Raw genomic sequence first — 15,967 nt, 5'->3', positions numbered from 1 at the left:
GCGGTGGGTGACGGGTGGGCTTGCGTCAAGAAATGAATGAGTGGTTCACTTCTTGCATGGCCTATCGGAGAACACCCGCTGTCCAGGCTCGACTGGACGCCCAGGCGGGGGCGATCGTGCGCGCGGCCATGACCGTCCTCTCCCGCGACGGCTTCTCCGGACTGTCCATGGCCGCCGTCGCCGCCGAGGCCGGGGTCGCCACCGGCACCGTCTACAAGAACTTCAGCGGCAAGGCCGAACTCGTCACCGCCGTCTTCCGCGAGGTCGTCACCCGCGAGGTCGACGCCGTCGCCGAGGCGGGCGCGGCGGGGGAGGGCCGCACCGCCTCCGATCGGGTCACCGCGGCCGTCGAGACCTTCGCGGGCCGCGCCCTCAAGAACCCCAAACTCGCCTACGTGCTGCTCGCCGAGCCCGTGGACACCGCCGTCGACGCCGAACGCCTGCGCTTCCGCCGGGCCTTCGCCGAGACCTACGTGGCCGCCATCGCCGACGGCATCGCCAATGGCCAACTGCCGCCGCAGGATCCGGCGACCTCCGCCACCGCGCTGGTCGGCGCGATCGGCGAGGTGCTGGTCGGGCCGCTCTCCCAGCAGCTCCAGATCGAGTCGGTGCTGCCGGAACTGGTCGCCTTCGCCCTGCGCGCCCTCGGCGTCCCCGCCGAAGCCCGCGGCGTCCCCCACGAATAGGAGTCACCCGTCATGCACACCCACGACGTCTTCAACCAGGTGCCGCCCATCTCCCCGTTCGACAACTCCCGCAACCCCGCGCTGATCGAGGGCCTGCACCGGGAGGGCGCGGGCTGGGCCGAGGCCGAGGTGCGGGAACTGGGCGTGCTCGCGGGCGGGATCGAGGCCCAGGAGTGGGGCCGGGTCGCCAACGAGTACCCGCCGGTCCTGCACACCCACGACCGCTACGGTCACCGCATCGACGAGGTGGAATTCCACCCGTACTGGCACAACCTGATGGATGTCGCGGTCACCCACGGCCTGCACGGCGCGCCGTGGCGCGACGACCGGCCGGGCGCGCACACCGCCCGCGCCGCCAAGTTCTTCACGTGGGGCATCGCCGACGCCGGACACATGTGCCCGATCTCCATGACCTACGCGGTGGTCCCCGCGCTGCGCCACAATCCGGAGTTGTCCGCGAAGTACGAGCCGCTGCTCGCCTCGCGCACTTACGATTTCGGCCTGCGCGAGCCGTCCACCAAGGCCGGTCTCATCGCGGGCATGTCCATGACCGAGAAGCAGGGCGGCTCCGACGTCCGCGCCAACACCACCACCGCCACCCCGCTGACCGACGGCAGCTACCGCATCGTCGGCCACAAGTGGTTCACCTCGCACCCCATGGGCGACATGTTCCTCACCCTGGCCCAGGCGCCGGGCGGGCTGTCCTGCTTCCTGCTGCCCCGGGTGCTGCCCGACGGCACCCGCAACGCACTGCGCATCCAGCGGCTGAAGGACAAGCTGGGCAACAAGTCCAACGCCTCCTCCGAACTCGAGTACGAGAACGCCGTCGGCTGGCTGGTCGGCGCGGAGGGCGCGGGCGTCAAGACCATCATCGAGATGGTCAACATGACCCGCCTGGACTGCGTGATCGGCTCGGCCACCGGCATGCGCGCCGGGGTCGTCTTCGCCACCCACCACGCCCGCCACCGGGAGGTGTTCGGCAAGAAGCTCATCGACCAGCCCGCCATGCGAAACGTGCTGGCGGACCTGGTGATCGAATCCGACGCCGCCACCACCGTCATGATGCGCCTGGCCGGGGCCACCGACCGCGCCGACTCCGATCCGGCCGAGGCCGCGCTGCGCCGCATCGCGCTCGCGGTCACCAAGTACTGGGTGTGCAAGCGGGCCCCCGCGCACGCGGCCGAGGCGCTGGAATGCTTCGGCGGCAACGGATACGCCGAGGAATCCGGCATGCCGCGCCTGTACCGGGAAGCCCCGCTCATGTCCATCTGGGAGGGCTCGGGCAATGTGGCGGCGCTGGACGCGTTGCGCGCCATGGGCCGTCAGCCCGAGACCGTCGAGGCGTTCTTCAACGAGGTCAACCTGGCCCGCGGCGGCAACCGCCACCTGGACGAGGCCATCGACCGGATCGGCAAGGAGCTCACCGACTTCGCCGACATCGAATACCGGGCCCGCCGCGTGGTCGAGCTGATGGCGCTGGTGCTGCAGGGCGCGCAGCTGGTGCGGCACGGCCACCCGGCCGTCGCGGACGCCTTCTGCGAGACCAGGTTCGGCGGCGACTGGGGGATCGCGTTCGGAACCCTGCCCGGGGGCGTGGACGTCGAATCGATCATCCAGCGCGGCTACGTGGACTGACCGCTCACCGGGTGGCTGTGATCTACGACAATCTGTCGTAGTCGGATGTCACGTTTCGGGACCCGCCGGCGTCTCATGGTCATGACCACCACCGCGAACCGCGCCGATGCCGCCGACCAGCGGTATCACCTCGCCGCGGGCCTGAAACGCTCCATCAACAAGGTGTTCCCGACGCACTGGTCGTTCCTGCTCGGGGAGATCGCGCTGTACAGCTTCATCATCCTGCTGCTGTCGGGCGTCTACCTGACGCTGTACTTCGAACCGTCGATGACCGAGGTCACCTACAACGGCGTCTACCAGCCGTTGCGGGGCGTGCGGATGTCCGCCGCCTACCGCAGCGTCCTCGACATCTCCTTCGACGTGCGCGGCGGACTGTTCGTCCGGCAGGTCCACCACTGGGCGGCCCTGCTGTTCGCGGCGTCGATGATCATCCACCTGTTCCGGGTGTTCTTCACCGGCGCGTTCCGCAAACCTCGCGAAGCCACCTGGGTGATCGGCGCGATCCTGTTGATGCTGGCCATGTTCGAGGGCTACTTCGGCTACTCGCTGCCCGACGACCTGCTCTCCGGCACCGGCCTGCGCTCGCCGCTGGGCGGCATCACCATGGCGGTCCCGGTGGTGGGCACCTGGACCCACTTCTTCCTCTTCGGCGGCGAATTCCCCGGCACCGTCCTGATCCCGCGGCTCTACATCACCCACGTGCTGCTCTTCCCGGGCATCATGCTGGCCTTGATCGGCGCGCACATCGCCCTGGTCTGGTACCAGAAGCACACCCAGTTCCCCGGTCCCGCCCGCACCGAGCGGAATGTGGTGGGCGCGCGCATCGTCCCGGTGTTCTCACTGGACCAGGGCGCGTTCTTCGCCTTCACCCTCGGCACCGTCGCGCTCATGGGCGGCCTGTTCCAGATCAACCCGATCTGGAATCTCGGGCCCTACAACCCCGCTCAGGTCTCGGCCGGATCCCAGCCCGACTTCTACATGATGTGGACCGACGGCCTGGCCCGGCTCATGCCGCCCTGGGAGATCTATCTGGGCCGCTACACCATTCCCGCGCCGTTCTGGGTGGCCGTGGTGATGGGCCTGGTGCTGGTGGTGCTCCCGCTCTACCCGTGGATCGAGAAGCGGCTCACCGGCGACACCGCGCACCACAATCTGCTGCAGCGGCCGCGAGATGTGCCGGTGCGCACCGCGATCGGGGCCATGGCCATCGCCTTCTACCTGGTGCTCACCTTCGCCTGCGTCAACGACATCATCGCCCTGAAATTCGATATCTCGCTCAACGCGACGACCTGGTTCTTCCGGATCGCGCTCCTGCTGGCGCCGCCGCTGGCCTACACCGTCGCCTACCGGTTCTGCCTGGGACTACAACGCAGCGACCGGGCGGTACTGGAACACGGGATCGAGACCGGGATCGTCAAGCGACTGCCGCACGGCGAGTACATCGAGGTGCACCAGTCGCTCGGGACGGTGGCATACCAAGGCGCGCCGGTTCCGAAGAAGATGAGCAAGCTCGGAGCCGCGGGCGCACCCGGAATCGGCGGGTTCCTGACCGCGGATCCGGCCGCCGAGCGCGAGGCCCTCACCGCCTCGAGTCATCATGAGGAGCGCGCACAGCTGATGGTGCTGAAAGCGAAGCAGGACAACGGGAGTCGAGCATGAAACTCCGGACACGCACCGGCGACGGCGAATACGGACTGCTGGTGGCCGCCGCCACCGCCTACGACATGCGGTCCGCGCGCCACGTGCGGCAGCTGCTGAACAATCACGGGGTGCGCGCCACGCTGGGCCCGGCGCGCATCCACCGGTGGCGGAACCTGAAGGACCACTTCCGGATCCTGGTGTTCCCCGAGGACGCCGGGCGCGCCTACGACGTCCTCAGCCGCCTCGGCTGATCAGAGCTTGGTCAGGGTCCGGCTGTAGGACGGGATCAGCCGGATCTTGCCCGCGGTGCCGAAGTCGATGGTGACGGTGGCCAGCGCCCCGAAACCCTCCGCCGCGATGACCCGGCCCAGGCCGTACTTGTCGTCATTGACGCGATCGCCGACCGCCAGCACCAGACCGGTGTTGTTGCGCTTGACCCCGGCCGCCGCCGGAGCGGGCCGGCCCTCGCCGCGACCGCGCAGTCCGGGACGGGAGTCCGACCAGCCGTCGCCGCGCGTCCAATCCCGTTCCAGGCCGTCGTCCTCGCCGCGGCGGCGGAAACCGCGCGACTGCGAGGGCGCCGGCTCCAGCCGCTGCCAATCCACCAGATGACCCGGAATCTCCTGGAGGAAGCGGGATTCCGGATTCGACACCGGCTGCCCCCAGCCCGAACGCACCACCGCGCGGGTCAGATACAGGCGCTTGCGGGCACGGGTGATGCCGACGTAGGCCAGCCGGCGCTCCTCCTGCAACTCCGCCGGATCGCCCAGCGCGCGCATGTGCGGGAACTGGCCGTCCTCCCAGCCGGTCACGAACACCACCGGGAACTCCAGGCCCTTGGCGGTGTGCAGGGTCATCATGGTGACCACGCCCGAACCCTCTTCCGGGATCTGGTCCGCGTCGGCCACCAGCGAGACGCGCTCCAGGAACGCCGCCAGCGACCCGGGCTCCGGCTCGCCCTCGGCCTGCTCGGGCACCAGGCCCTCGTCCCGCGCGGCCTCCACATTGTTGCGCGCCTCGGAACTGAATTCCCGTGCGACGCTCACCAATTCGTTGAGGTTGTCCAGCCGCGCGCCGTCCTGCGGATCATCGGAGGCCTCCAGCTCGGCCCGGTATCCGGTGCGATCCAGCACGGCCTCGACGATCGAACCCACATCGGGGAAGTCCATATCGGCTTGCGCCCCGGCCGCCCGGATCTCCTCCAGCAGCTCCAGGAACCCCGAAATCGCCTTCTGCGACCGGGAATTGAGCAGCGCGACCTTGCCCGCCGCGGCATCCCGCAAGGCCTGCGCGAAACCGATGTTCCGCTGCTCGGCGTGCACGGCCACACACGCCTCCGCGCGATCGCCGATACCGCGGCGCGGGGTGTTGAGCACCCGGCGCAGGCTCACCGCGTCGTCCGGATTCTCCAGCACCCGCAGGTAGGCCACGATGTCGCGGACCTCCTTGCGCTCGTAGAAGCGGACGCCGCCGACCACCTTGTAGGGCAGGCCCATCCGGATGAAGATCTCCTCCAGGGCGCGCGAATTGTTGTTGGTGCGGTAGAAGACCGCCACATCCGCGTAGTTGGCGTCGCCCTGATCCACCAGCCGGTCGATCTCGCGGGCCACGAACGAGGCCTCGTCGTGCTCGTTGTCGGCCACATATCCGACGATCAGATCGCCGTCGCCCTGATCGGTCCACAGCTTCTTGTCGCGCCGGCCCTCGTTACGGGCGATGACCGCGTTGGCGGCGGTCAGGATGTGCTGGGTGGAACGGTAGTTCTGTTCCAGCAGAATGGTTTCCGCGTCCGGGAAGTCGCGCTCGAACTCCTCGATATTGCGGATGGTCGCGCCGCGGAAGGCGTAGATCGACTGGTCCGCGTCACCCACCACGCACAGTTCCGAGGGCGGCACCCGCTGCTCGGAGCCGGTGTCCGGGTCGTCGCCCCACACCCCGCCGCGGTGATGGCCGACCAGCTCGCGCACCAGCACGTACTGGGCGTGGTTGGTGTCCTGGTACTCGTCGACCAGCACGTGCCGGAAGCGGCGGCGGTAGTACTCGGCCACCTGCGGATGCCGCTGCAGCACCGACACCGTCTCGCCGATCAGATCGTCGAAGTCGAAGGCGTTGGCCGCGCGCAGCCGCCGCTGGTACTCGCCGTAGACCCGCGCCACGATGCGCGGCAGCTCGGCCTCCTCGGTCTCGGCGTCGGCCGCGGCCTGGGAGGCGTCGATGAGCTCGTTCTTGAGGTTCGAGATGGCGGTGGCCAGCAGGCGCGGCGTGTACTTCTTCGGGTCGATCTCGAAATCGCGGATGATCATGCCCAGCAGCCGCCGGGAGTCGTCGGCGTCGTAGATGGAGAAGTTGGAGTTCATCCCCGTCAGCAGCGACGCCTGGGTGCGCAGGATGCGCACGCAGCTGGAGTGGAACGTCGACACCCACATGCCCGCCGCGCGCGGGCCGACCAGCCCGGCGACGCGTTCCCGCATCTCGGCGGCGGCCTTGTTGGTGAAGGTGATGGCCAGGATCTCGCTCGGCCGCGCCCCGCGGGCGTCGAGGAGATAGGCGATACGACGGGTCAGGACCGCGGTCTTTCCAGAACCGGCCCCGGCCACGATCAGCAGCGGGGTGCCGGTGTGCATCACCGCGGCGCGCTGTTGTGGATTCAATCCCTCGAGCAACGCTCCGCCACCCCGCGCTTGCTGGGTCTTCTGCTCGTCGCCCTGTGCCACCGTCGTATTCATCGCCCATCCACGCTACCGGCGCGCACCGACAGCTGTCGGGCGGGATCGCACAGGTGTCCGATTAGTGCCGGTCCGGCGAACTTCTGGTGAACCGTGTGACAGGAGGAAACTCAGGAGATTCACAAACGTACCCGTTTTGCTTGGGTACCTCCCCGTGGCAGACTCGTCCCATGACCGGCTCGACCGCGGTGCGACACACCTGCCCACCCAGGGCACAGTGCACCTGAGCCCGATCCTGGGGAGACAATTGATTTCCAGGGGGGACAATGTATGGCCGACAGGTCAGATTCTTGGTGAAGAACCGATCGGTAACAGGATGGGTCCACCCGCCGATCCACGTTCTGGACCACGAGGAGTTGAAAGTATGAGCATCTCGACGACGGGACATTCCGAGTCTGCCACCGGCTCGGACTCCGCCCCGCTGCCCTCCGAAGCGGAGATCGAAAAGCTGCGCCTGGAGATCGACAAGCTGGACGCCGAGATCCTCGCGGCCATCAAGCGCCGCACCGAGGTCTCGCGCATCATCGGACGGACCAGAATGGCGAACGGCGGGCCCAAGCTCGTCCACTCCCGTGAGATGAAGGTACTCGAGCGATTCAGCGAGCTGGGCCAGGAGGGGCACACCCTCGCCATGCTCCTGCTGCGTCTGGGTCGCGGCCGGCTAGGCCACTGATTCACCGTTAACGACGAGCACCGCTCGATCCGATACAACGAGCGGTGCCGTTCCGCGCGGCCACCACACCAAGCCACGCTGCATGCGGAGCCACGGATGCAGCATCCCCAGGCCGCCCCGGGTGTCTCGACCCCGGGGCGGTTCTTCGTCTTCCTAGGGCAGGGCGATGTACTTGGTGTCGAGGTACTCCTCGATGCCCTCGTAGCCGCCCTCCCGGCCGAAGCCGGATTCCTTCACGCCGCCGAAGGGCGCGGCCGGGTCGGAGATGACGCCGCGGTTGACCCCGACCATGCCGGTCTCCAGGCCCTCGGCGACCCGCAGCGCCCGGTCCAGACTGCGGGTGTAAACGTATGCGACCAGGCCGAATTCGGTGTTGTTCGCCGCCGCCAGGCCCTCGGCCTCGGTGTCGAATCCGACGATCGGGGCGACCGGGCCGAACACCTCCTCCCGCAGGATGCGGGCCTGGGACGGGATGTCGGTGAGCACGGTGGCCGGGTAGAACCAGCCCGCCCCGCCCGGGGCCTTGCCGCCCAGCCTCACCTGCGCGCCCGCCGACACCGCGTCGTCCACCAGATCGCTCACGGTGTCGAGCTGGTTCTCGTTGATCAGCGGGCCCAGGGTGGTGTCCGGGTCCACGCCATTGCCCAGCCGGTATTCGGCCATGGCCGCCACCAGCTTGTCGGTGAATTCCTGGCGAACCGAATTCTGGACGTGGAAACGGTTGGCCGCGGTGCACGCCTCACCGCCGTTGCGCAGCTTGGCCAGCACCGCGCCCTGCACGGCCGCGTCCAGGTCGGCGTCGTCGAAGACCACGAACGGGGCATTGCCGCCCAGCTCCATGGAGGTGCGCAGCAGGCCGTGCGCGGACTGCTCGACCAGCTTCTTGCCGACCGGGGTGGATCCGGTGAAGGTCAGCTTGCGCAGGCGCGGGTCGTTCAGCAGGGGAGCGGTGACCGCGCTCGACCGCGAGGTGGTGATCACCGACAGCACGCCGTCCGGCAGCCCGGCCTCGCTGCACAGCTGGGCCAGCAGCAGCATGGTCAGCGGGGTCTCGCCCGCCGGCTTCACGATCATGGTGCAGCCCGCCGCCAGCGCCGGGCCGATCTTGCGAGTTCCCATGGCCAGCGGGAAGTTCCACGGCGTGATGGCCAGGCAGGGCCCGACGGGCTGCTTGTGCACCAGGATTCGGCCGGTGCCACCCGGGGCCGCCTGATAGCGGCCGTGCACGCGGACCGCCTCCTCGGAGAACCAGCGGAAGAACTCGGCGCCGTAGCGCACCTCATTGCGGCTCTCCGGCAGCGCTTTACCCATTTCCAGGGTCATCAGCAGCGCGAACTCGTCGGCCCGCGCGGTGATCGCCTCGAAGACCGCGCGCAGGATCTCCCCGCGCTCGCGGGCCGGGGTCGCGGCCCACTCGGCCTGTACCGCGGCCGCCGCGTCGAGCGCTCGCACGGCGTCCTCGGGAGTCGCGTCGGCGACCCGCGCGATGACCTCGCCGGTCGCCGGATTGTGGACGGGGAAGGTCGCGCCGCCGGTGGCCTCCACCGGCCCGCCGATCCAGAGCCGGGTGGGTACGGACGAAAGAAGCTCAGTCTCAGACACCATGTCCGCCAGCCTATGCCTCGCCCCCGAATTTCACTCTGCGCTGGGCGAACCCCGCCGATACCGCTTGTTACCTGCGAGTCGTAACACTGAGGTTGTAACCTCGGCGATCGTGAGCAGCGACATCACCGCGTCGGCGGTCTGGCGGAAACTGCACGATCACCACTCCTCCCTGGCTTCGCGGCATCTTCGTGAGTTCTTCGCCGAGGATCCCGAGCGCGGCCGGGAGCTGATCGTGCGGGTGGGTGACCTGCACATCGACTACTCGAAGCACCGCGTCACCCGCGAAACCCTGGACCTGCTGGTCGAATTGGCGGAGACCGCGGAGGTGGAACGCCGCCGCGACGCCATGTTCGCGGGGGAGCGGATCAACACCTCCGAGGACCGCGCGGTCGGGCACGTCGCGCTGCGGGTCCCCGCGGGCGGCCACATCGACATGGACGGCGAGGACGTCGTCCCCGAGGTGCAGGACGTGCTGGAGCGGATGGGCGCGTTCACCGACGCCGTCCGCTCGGGGCAGTGGCGCGGCGCGACCGGCGAACGCATCACCACCGTGGTGAACATCGGCATCGGCGGCTCCGACCTGGGCCCGGCCATGGTGTACCTGGCGCTGCGGCACTACGCCGACGCCGGCATCGCCGCCCGCTTCGTCTCGAATGTCGATCCGGCAGACCTGGTTTCGAAGCTCGACGGCCTGGACCCGGCCACCACGCTGTTCATCGTCGCCTCCAAGACCTTCTCCACCCTGGAGACGCTCACCAATGCCACCGCGGCCCGGCGCTGGCTGGTGGCGGCGCTCGGCGAGGACGCGGTCGCCAAGCACTTCGTGGCGGTGTCCACGCACGCGCAGCGGGTGTCCGACTTCGGGATCGACACCGCCAATATGTTCGGGTTCTGGGACTGGGTCGGCGGCCGCTACTCGGTGGACTCGGCCATCGGCCTGTCGGTCATGGCGGTCGTCGGCAAGGAGCGCTTCGCCGAATTCCTGGCCGGAATGCACACCGTGGACGAGCATTTCAGGAACGCGCCCCTGGCCGAGAACGCGCCGGTCCTGCTCGGCCTGCTCGGCGTCTGGTACTCGAACTTCTTCGGCGCCCAGTCCCGCGCGGTGCTGCCGTACTCCAACGACCTGGCCCGCTTCCCGGCCTACCTGCAGCAGCTGACCATGGAGTCCAACGGCAAGTCGGTGCGCGCCGACGGCTCCCCGGTCACCACTTCCACCGGCGAGATCTTCTGGGGCGAGCCCGGCACCAACGGCCAGCACGCCTTCTACCAGCTGCTGCACCAGGGCACCCGGCTGGTGCCCGCCGATTTCATCGGATTCGCCCGTCCCACCGACGATCTGCCCACCATGGACGGCACGGGCAGCATGCACGACATCCTGATGAGCAACCTCTTCGCCCAGACCAAGGTGCTGGCCTTCGGCAAGACCGCCGAGGAGATCGCCGCCGAGGGCACCGCCCCGAACCTGGTGCCGCACAAGGTGATGCCCGGAAACCGGCCCTCCACGGCCATTCTCGCGCCCCGGCTGACCCCGTCGGTACTCGGACAGCTCATCGCCCTGTACGAGCACCAGGTCTTCACCGAGGGCGCGATCTGGGGCATCGACAGCTTCGACCAGTGGGGCGTGGAGCTCGGCAAGCAGCAGGCGCTGGCGCTGGCGCCGTTGCTCACCGCCGCGGAAGATCCACAGCCGCAGGCGGACTCCTCCACCGACGCGCTGATCGGCTGGTACCGCGCGAATCGGCACTGACCCGGGGCACCCGGCGAGATACGAGAAAAGGCGCGTCCCGCGGGACGCGCCTTTTCGCTGTTTCGGGGGCCTGTCAGTCCCGCTCGGGACCCAGGGAGATGCCGCGGGAGGCCAGCCAGGGCAGCGGGTCGATCTTGTCGACACCGTTGAGCCAGACCTCGAAGTGGCAGTGCGGGCCGGTGGAGAACCCGCGGTTGCCGACCGTGGCGATCTGGTCGCCCGCGAGCACGCGCTGGCCCTGGGAGACGGTCGCGGTGTCGATGTGGCCGTAGATGGTGACCGTGCCGTCGTCGTGCAGCAGCCGGACCCACATGCCGAATCCCGAAGCGGGACCGGCCTCGAGCACAGTGCCGTCGGCGACCGCGTAGATCGCGGTGCCGATCGGGGCGGCGATGTCCACACCCTGGTGGGCGACGCCCCAGCGGATGCCGTAGCCGGAGGTGAAGGTGCCCGCGGCGGTGAATTTGGTCCACAGCGGCCGGTACTTCGAGGCCTCCTGGTTGGCCATGTCGGCGGCGAACTGCTTGCCCTTGGCCAGAATGTCGTTGAACTGGTCCAGGTTCGCGGGCGCGTTCGGGTTCAGCACCTGCGGGGAGCCCGCGGTGGTGTCGGAACCGCCGACCACGGAGGTCGCGGCGACCTCCTTGACCTGCGAGGCGGCCTGGTAGTCGACATTGCTGGTGTCGCTGTTGGCCGACGACTCGATGGTGGCCTGACCCGCGGCCACGACGGCGCCGGCCGCGACCGCCACCACCGCGGCGCGACCCTTGAGCGCGGCGGGCGGGGCGGGTAGGCGATGCGAGCCGCCGGCGCGGCGCTTGCCGCCGGACCGGGTGGGACGCTCGTCCTCGCCCGAATAGTCGTCGAAGGCACCGTGATCGACGCGGGCGCCGTCGCCGGAGAACTGGAGCTTCTCACCGGACGCGGTCTTGAAGGTGTAGACCGGTCGGTAGTTGTCGGAGGGGGTCGGGTCCGCGGTCGGATCCCAGTTGGTCCGCGACTGCGGCGCCCAATCGGTGGGATTCGGTGCGGCCCAGCCGTTCACCGTGGTCTGGGCGTTGTAGTCCCAGTTCGGCTCGGCCTGCCAGTCGTCGGATTCGGCCTGCTGCCACTGCGGGGCGTCGTCCCACTGCTGCTGGGGGTCCCACTGCTGCTGGGGCTCACCACCCCACTGCGTGTCGCCGTTCCAGTCGGCGTCGGACTGCCACTGCGCCTGCGGATCCCACTGGGCCTGCTGGTTCCACTGCTGCGCGGGCTGCTCCCACGGCTGGGCGGACTGCTCCCACTGGGCGCCGCCGTTCCAGGCCTGGGTCGCGTCCCACTCGCCGTGGGCGACCGCGCTGTGGGTACTGACGGGAGAATCGAATGCCGTTGCGCCGCCGGGATGATCCGCGTCCTCGCGATAGCGGTGGCCGCGGCGGGGCCGGTGCTGCGAAGGGAACGAGCTGTCGCTCAAAGCCTGCCGTCCTCCTGTCCGTGACCGGGTTGTGACATCGACCGCAACGACGGTAACGAAACGATTGCGGCTCAGCAAGCGATGGGACTGGTTCGACACACTGCTGTGACATTCATCACTCATTCATCCGGAATGTGCTCACTGTGCCCTGGGTAACCGCGTGAGGTTTGTCAACTACGCTACGTAGTAGCCAGTGTCACTCTCCGGGATTCGCGGGCTCCACCTGGCACCGGGTCAACAAGCTACCCGTCAGTAGCATTGACGAGGGGTTTTCCGCTCCCGGAGACAATCCCGTGACCTGCGCCACTTAGGCTGTATGCGGCTGATTTCCGCTCCATGTGACTGATTAGAGTCCGATCCGACCCGCCTCCGACGACGGGCCGCCAACCAAGACGTTGTCACAACAACGCAGACGAGACGGTGAGTACATGGATCTCTTCGAATATCAGGCGAAGGAACTCTTCGTGAAGCACGGAGTGCCTTCGTCGGAGGGCCGCGTCACGGACTCGGCCGAGGACGCACGTGCGATCGCCGAGGAAATCGGCAAGCCGGTGATGATCAAGTCGCAGGTCAAAGTCGGTGGCCGCGGCAAGGCCGGTGGCGTGAAGTACGCCGCCACCCCGGACGACGCCTTCACCCACGCGACCAACATCCTGGGTCTGGACATCAAGGGCCACATCACCAAGAAGGTCCTGGTCGCCGAGGCCAAGGACATCGCGGCGGAGTACTACATCTCCTTCCTGCTGGACCGCTCCAACCGCACCTACCTGGCCATGTGCTCGGTCGAGGGCGGCATGGAGATCGAAGAGGTCGCCGCCACCAAGCCGGATCGTCTGGCCAAGGTGCCGGTCGACGCGGTCAAGGGCGTGGACCTGGCCTTCGCGCGCAGCATTGCCGAGCAGGGCCACCTGCCGGCCGACATCCTGGATGCCGCGGCGGTCACCATCCAGAAGCTGTGGGAAGTCTTCATCAAGGAAGACGCCACCCTGGTCGAGGTCAACCCGCTGGTGCGCACCCCCAACGACGAGATCCTGGCCCTCGACGGCAAGGTCACCCTGGACGAGAACGCCGAGTTCCGCCACGCCGACCACGCCGAGTTCGCGGACATCGACGCCACCGATCCGCTGGAGCTCAAGGCCAAGGAGAACGACCTCAACTACGTCAAGCTCGACGGTGAGGTCGGCATCATCGGCAACGGCGCGGGTCTGGTCATGTCGACCCTCGACGTCGTCGCGTACGCCGGTGAGAACCACGGCGGCGTGAAGCCGGCCAACTTCCTCGACATCGGTGGCGGCGCCTCGGCTGCCGTCATGGCCGCCGGCCTCGATGTCATCCTGGGTGACGCCCAGGTCAAGTCCGTGTTCGTGAACGTCTTCGGTGGCATCACCGCCTGTGACGCGGTCGCGAACGGCATCGTCGGCGCCCTCAACACCCTGGGCGACGAGGCCAACAAGCCGCTGGTCGTGCGCCTCGACGGCAACAAGGTCGAGGAGGGTCGCAAGATCCTCGCCGACTTCAACCACCCGCTGGTGACTCTCGCTCAGACCATGGACGAAGGCGCCGACAAGGCCGCCGAACTGGCCGCCGCCAAGTAAGGACACGAACCCACATGTCTATCTTCCTGAACAAGGACAACAAGGTCATCGTCCAGGGCATCACCGGCGGTGAGGGCACCAAGCACACCGCTCTGATGCTGAAGGCGGGCACCAACGTGGTCGGCGGTGTCAACGCCCGCAAGGCCGGCACCACCGTGTCGCACGTGGACAAGGACGGCAACACCGTCGAGCTCCCCGTGTTCGCTTCCGTGGCCGAGGCCATGGAGAAGACCGGCGCCGACACCTCCATCGCGTTCGTTCCCCCGGCCTTCTCGAAGGACGCCATCATCGAGGCCATCGACGCGGAGATCCCGCTGCTCGTGGTCATCACCGAGGGCATCCCGGTGCAGGACACCGCGTACGCGTGGGCCTACAACGTGGAGAAGGGTGAGAAGACCCGCATCATCGGCCCGAACTGCCCCGGCATCATCACCCCGGGTGAGTCGCTGGTCGGCATCACCCCGGCCAACATCGCGGGCAAGGGCCCGATCGGCCTGGTCTCCAAGTCGGGCACGCTGACCTACCAGATGATGTACGAGCTGCGGGACTTCGGTTTCTCCACCGCCATCGGCATCGGCGGCGACCCGGTCATCGGCACCACCCACATCGACGCCATCGAGGCGTTCGAGAAGGACCCGGAGACCAAGCTCATCGTCATGATCGGCGAGATCGGCGGCGACGCCGAGGAGCGGGCCGCGGCCTACATCCAGGCCAACGTCACCAAGCCGGTCGTCGGCTACGTCGCGGGCTTCACCGCCCCCGAGGGCAAGACCATGGGCCACGCCGGCGCCATCGTCTCCGGCTCCGCCGGTACCGCCCAGGCCAAGAAGGACGCCCTCGAGGCCGCGGGCGTGAAGGTCGGCAAGACCCCGTCCGAGACCGCCGCCCTCGCGCGCGAGATCCTGGAGAAGGCTTCCATCAGCGCCTGATGGTTCGCTTCCGACGAAGGCCGCCTGTCGAATTCGACAGGCGGCCTTCGTGATTCACGGGGTGTGAGCAATGCCCCGTCCGCCGGGCGTTTGGGCGCGGGCGGGGGCGGGTACAGCGGTCGGGTACCCCGCTGAATCGGCTATTGCGGTAGAGGCACGGGTGGTGGTAGATGCTGCCACCGGCCGCTGCGTGCAGTAGCGTCGGTGGAGGTTCGTGAACGACTCGATAGGAGACGACGACATGGCTTACCCGACCGGGGGCTCGGGATACAACGCGCCCCAGCCGACGCCTTCCTCCGGATCCGGATTCGGCGCGGGCGCTCCCGCGGCCGGTTCGGGTGCAGCGCCTGTCGCGGGCGGCACGCCCGGCGCGGGCAAGGGCCTGCCCTTCTTCCTGACCGTCGGCGTCGCCGCGCTCGGCGTCCTCAACTTCCTGCTGGGCTTCGCGCCCTACGTCGGCACCAAGGCCGTCGAGATCGGCAACACCCGCGTCGGCGGTGACACCACGTTCAGCCTGTTCGAGAGCGCGGGCTCCGCGGCGCTGGTGACGATCCTGCTGATCGCGGGCCTGGTGGCCGGGCTGTCCCTGCTGCCCAAGCAGACCGGCAACACCGGCGTGGTGGCCGCGGCCTCGCTGGGCGCGTTCCTGGGAATCCTGTTCGGCTCCTTCAACCTCGGCGACAGCATGACGCTGAAGTGGGGCGGCTGGGTGATCCTGTTCCTGTCGTTCGTGCAGGCCGTGGTGGCGGTGCTGGCGCTGCTGTTCGAGGCCGGCATCGTGAAGGCGCCGGAGCCGAAACCGGCCGCGCCGCAGGGTGGTTTCGGTCAGCAGCCGCAGCAGCCGTTCAGCCAGACCGGTCCGCAGTCCTACCAGCAGCCGTCGTTCGGCCAGCAGGGTGGCTACGGCCAGCAGCCGCAGCAGTCGTTCGGTCAGCCCGCCCAGCCCGCCTACGGTCAGCAGCCGTCGTACGGCCAGCAGGCCGGGTACGGTCAGCAGCCCGCGGGGTACGGCACCGGTTCGCAGCCGACCTACGGTCAGCAGCAGCCCGGGTACGGTCAGCAGCCGCAGCAGTCCTTCGGCCAGCAGCCGTCCTACGGCGCGCCGCAGCAGCCCGCGGGCAGCGCGGACGCGACCCAGCACTTCGGCGGTCAGCAGCAGCAGCGCCCGGCGCAGCCGTTCGGTGGCGAGCAGGCGGCGGATCCGGCCGCGGACGCCACCCGCGCCTTCCGTCCGGGCCAGGACGACAAGTAGTTTCCGCGTCAAAGGTGCG

Annotated in this window: 12 protein-coding genes; 9 read left to right on the top strand and 3 right to left on the bottom strand. The window is 68.6% G+C overall.

Translation table 11 applies throughout. The annotated features are described in order from the left end of the window. Positions 1-56: 56 nt before the first annotated feature. From ACWEOI_RS10360 to ACWEOI_RS10345, 4 genes are all read left to right on the top strand, one after another. Positions 57-686, top strand: coding sequence for a TetR/AcrR family transcriptional regulator (locus ACWEOI_RS10360; RefSeq protein ID WP_452359446.1), 630 nt, complete (start codon positions 57-59; stop codon positions 684-686). A gap of 12 nt (positions 687-698) precedes the next feature. Beyond that, entirely contained in the window at positions 699-2,321 is a 1,623-nt protein-coding gene (locus ACWEOI_RS10355; RefSeq protein WP_452359445.1) for an acyl-CoA dehydrogenase family protein, read from the top strand. A gap of 81 nt (positions 2,322-2,402) precedes the next feature. Further along, the gene (gene qcrB / locus ACWEOI_RS10350) at positions 2,403-3,980 is read left to right on the top strand and encodes a cytochrome bc1 complex cytochrome b subunit (RefSeq protein WP_433668529.1); all 1,578 of its coding nucleotides are present in this window, start codon (positions 2,403-2,405) and stop codon (positions 3,978-3,980) included. Further along, the gene (locus tag ACWEOI_RS10345; RefSeq protein WP_452359444.1) at positions 3,977-4,213 is read left to right on the top strand and encodes a hypothetical protein; all 237 of its coding nucleotides are present in this window, start codon (positions 3,977-3,979) and stop codon (positions 4,211-4,213) included. The genes qcrB and ACWEOI_RS10345 overlap by 4 nt, the downstream gene beginning before the upstream one ends. Here ACWEOI_RS10345 and pcrA read toward each other — a convergent pair whose 3' ends face one another. Continuing rightward, complete coding sequence (gene pcrA / locus ACWEOI_RS10340) at positions 4,214-6,688, bottom strand: DNA helicase PcrA (RefSeq protein ID WP_452359443.1); 2,475 nt, start codon at positions 6,686-6,688, stop codon at positions 4,214-4,216. A 364-nt stretch (positions 6,689-7,052) separates the two neighbouring features. Here pcrA and ACWEOI_RS10335 point away from each other — a divergent pair, with 364 nt between their 5' ends. Next, positions 7,053-7,361, top strand: coding sequence for a chorismate mutase (locus ACWEOI_RS10335; RefSeq protein WP_357091322.1), 309 nt, complete (start codon positions 7,053-7,055; stop codon positions 7,359-7,361). A gap of 153 nt (positions 7,362-7,514) precedes the next feature. On the opposite strand, the gene ACWEOI_RS10330 is transcribed toward ACWEOI_RS10335, so the two are convergent. Then, positions 7,515-8,966, bottom strand: a complete 1,452-nt coding sequence (locus ACWEOI_RS10330) for an NAD-dependent succinate-semialdehyde dehydrogenase (RefSeq protein ID WP_433668525.1) — start codon at positions 8,964-8,966, stop codon at positions 7,515-7,517. Positions 8,967-9,075: 109 nt separating this feature from the next. On the opposite strand from ACWEOI_RS10330, the gene pgi reads away from it, so the two are divergent. Beyond that, positions 9,076-10,716: a glucose-6-phosphate isomerase gene (gene pgi / locus ACWEOI_RS10325; protein WP_452359442.1), complete on the top strand. Its 1,641-nt coding sequence runs from the start codon at positions 9,076-9,078 to the stop codon at positions 10,714-10,716. Positions 10,717-10,789: 73 nt separating this feature from the next. Here pgi and ACWEOI_RS10320 read toward each other — a convergent pair whose 3' ends face one another. Continuing rightward, positions 10,790-11,761: a peptidoglycan DD-metalloendopeptidase family protein gene (locus tag ACWEOI_RS10320; RefSeq protein ID WP_433673490.1), complete on the bottom strand. Its 972-nt coding sequence runs from the start codon at positions 11,759-11,761 to the stop codon at positions 10,790-10,792. Between the two features lie 839 nt (positions 11,762-12,600). Here ACWEOI_RS10320 and sucC point away from each other — a divergent pair. The 3 genes from sucC (at position 12,601) to ACWEOI_RS10305 (ending at position 15,948) form a co-directional block, all read left to right on the top strand. After that, on the top strand, positions 12,601-13,767 hold the full coding sequence (gene sucC / locus ACWEOI_RS10315) for an ADP-forming succinate--CoA ligase subunit beta (protein ID WP_357091328.1): 1,167 nt from the start codon (positions 12,601-12,603) through the stop codon (positions 13,765-13,767). A 14-nt stretch (positions 13,768-13,781) separates the two neighbouring features. Beyond that, positions 13,782-14,696 (top strand): succinate--CoA ligase subunit alpha, encoded by a 915-nt coding sequence (gene sucD, locus ACWEOI_RS10310; protein WP_357091330.1) that lies wholly within the window; start codon positions 13,782-13,784, stop codon positions 14,694-14,696. A gap of 241 nt (positions 14,697-14,937) precedes the next feature. Beyond that, entirely contained in the window at positions 14,938-15,948 is a 1,011-nt protein-coding gene (locus ACWEOI_RS10305; protein WP_433668521.1) for a DUF5336 domain-containing protein, read from the top strand. Positions 15,949-15,967 lie beyond the last annotated feature (19 nt).

It is taken from the genome of Nocardia sp. NPDC004340 (genome assembly GCF_053602575.1).
This window is presented reverse-complemented; position numbering and strand designations above follow the sequence as displayed.

Excerpts from the sequence above, each read along its gene's own strand:
- sucD (WP_357091330.1), top strand. The coding sequence starts at position 13,782 with ATGTCTATCTTCCTGAACAAGGACAACAAGGTCATCGTCCAGGGCATC.
- ACWEOI_RS10305 (WP_433668521.1), top strand. The coding sequence starts at position 14,938 with ATGGCTTACCCGACCGGGGGCTCGGGATACAACGCGCCCCAGCCGACG.
- ACWEOI_RS10355 (WP_452359445.1), top strand. The coding sequence starts at position 699 with ATGCACACCCACGACGTCTTCAACCAGGTGCCGCCCATCTCCCCGTTC.
- qcrB (WP_433668529.1), top strand. The coding sequence starts at position 2,403 with ATGACCACCACCGCGAACCGCGCCGATGCCGCCGACCAGCGGTATCAC.
- pcrA (WP_452359443.1), bottom strand. The coding sequence starts at position 6,688 with ATGAATACGACGGTGGCACAGGGCGACGAGCAGAAGACCCAGCAAGCG.
- sucC (WP_357091328.1), top strand. The coding sequence starts at position 12,601 with ATGGATCTCTTCGAATATCAGGCGAAGGAACTCTTCGTGAAGCACGGA.
- ACWEOI_RS10360 (WP_452359446.1), top strand. The coding sequence starts at position 57 with ATGGCCTATCGGAGAACACCCGCTGTCCAGGCTCGACTGGACGCCCAG.
- ACWEOI_RS10345 (WP_452359444.1), top strand. The coding sequence starts at position 3,977 with ATGAAACTCCGGACACGCACCGGCGACGGCGAATACGGACTGCTGGTG.
- ACWEOI_RS10335 (WP_357091322.1), top strand. The coding sequence starts at position 7,053 with ATGAGCATCTCGACGACGGGACATTCCGAGTCTGCCACCGGCTCGGAC.
- ACWEOI_RS10330 (WP_433668525.1), bottom strand. The coding sequence starts at position 8,966 with ATGGTGTCTGAGACTGAGCTTCTTTCGTCCGTACCCACCCGGCTCTGG.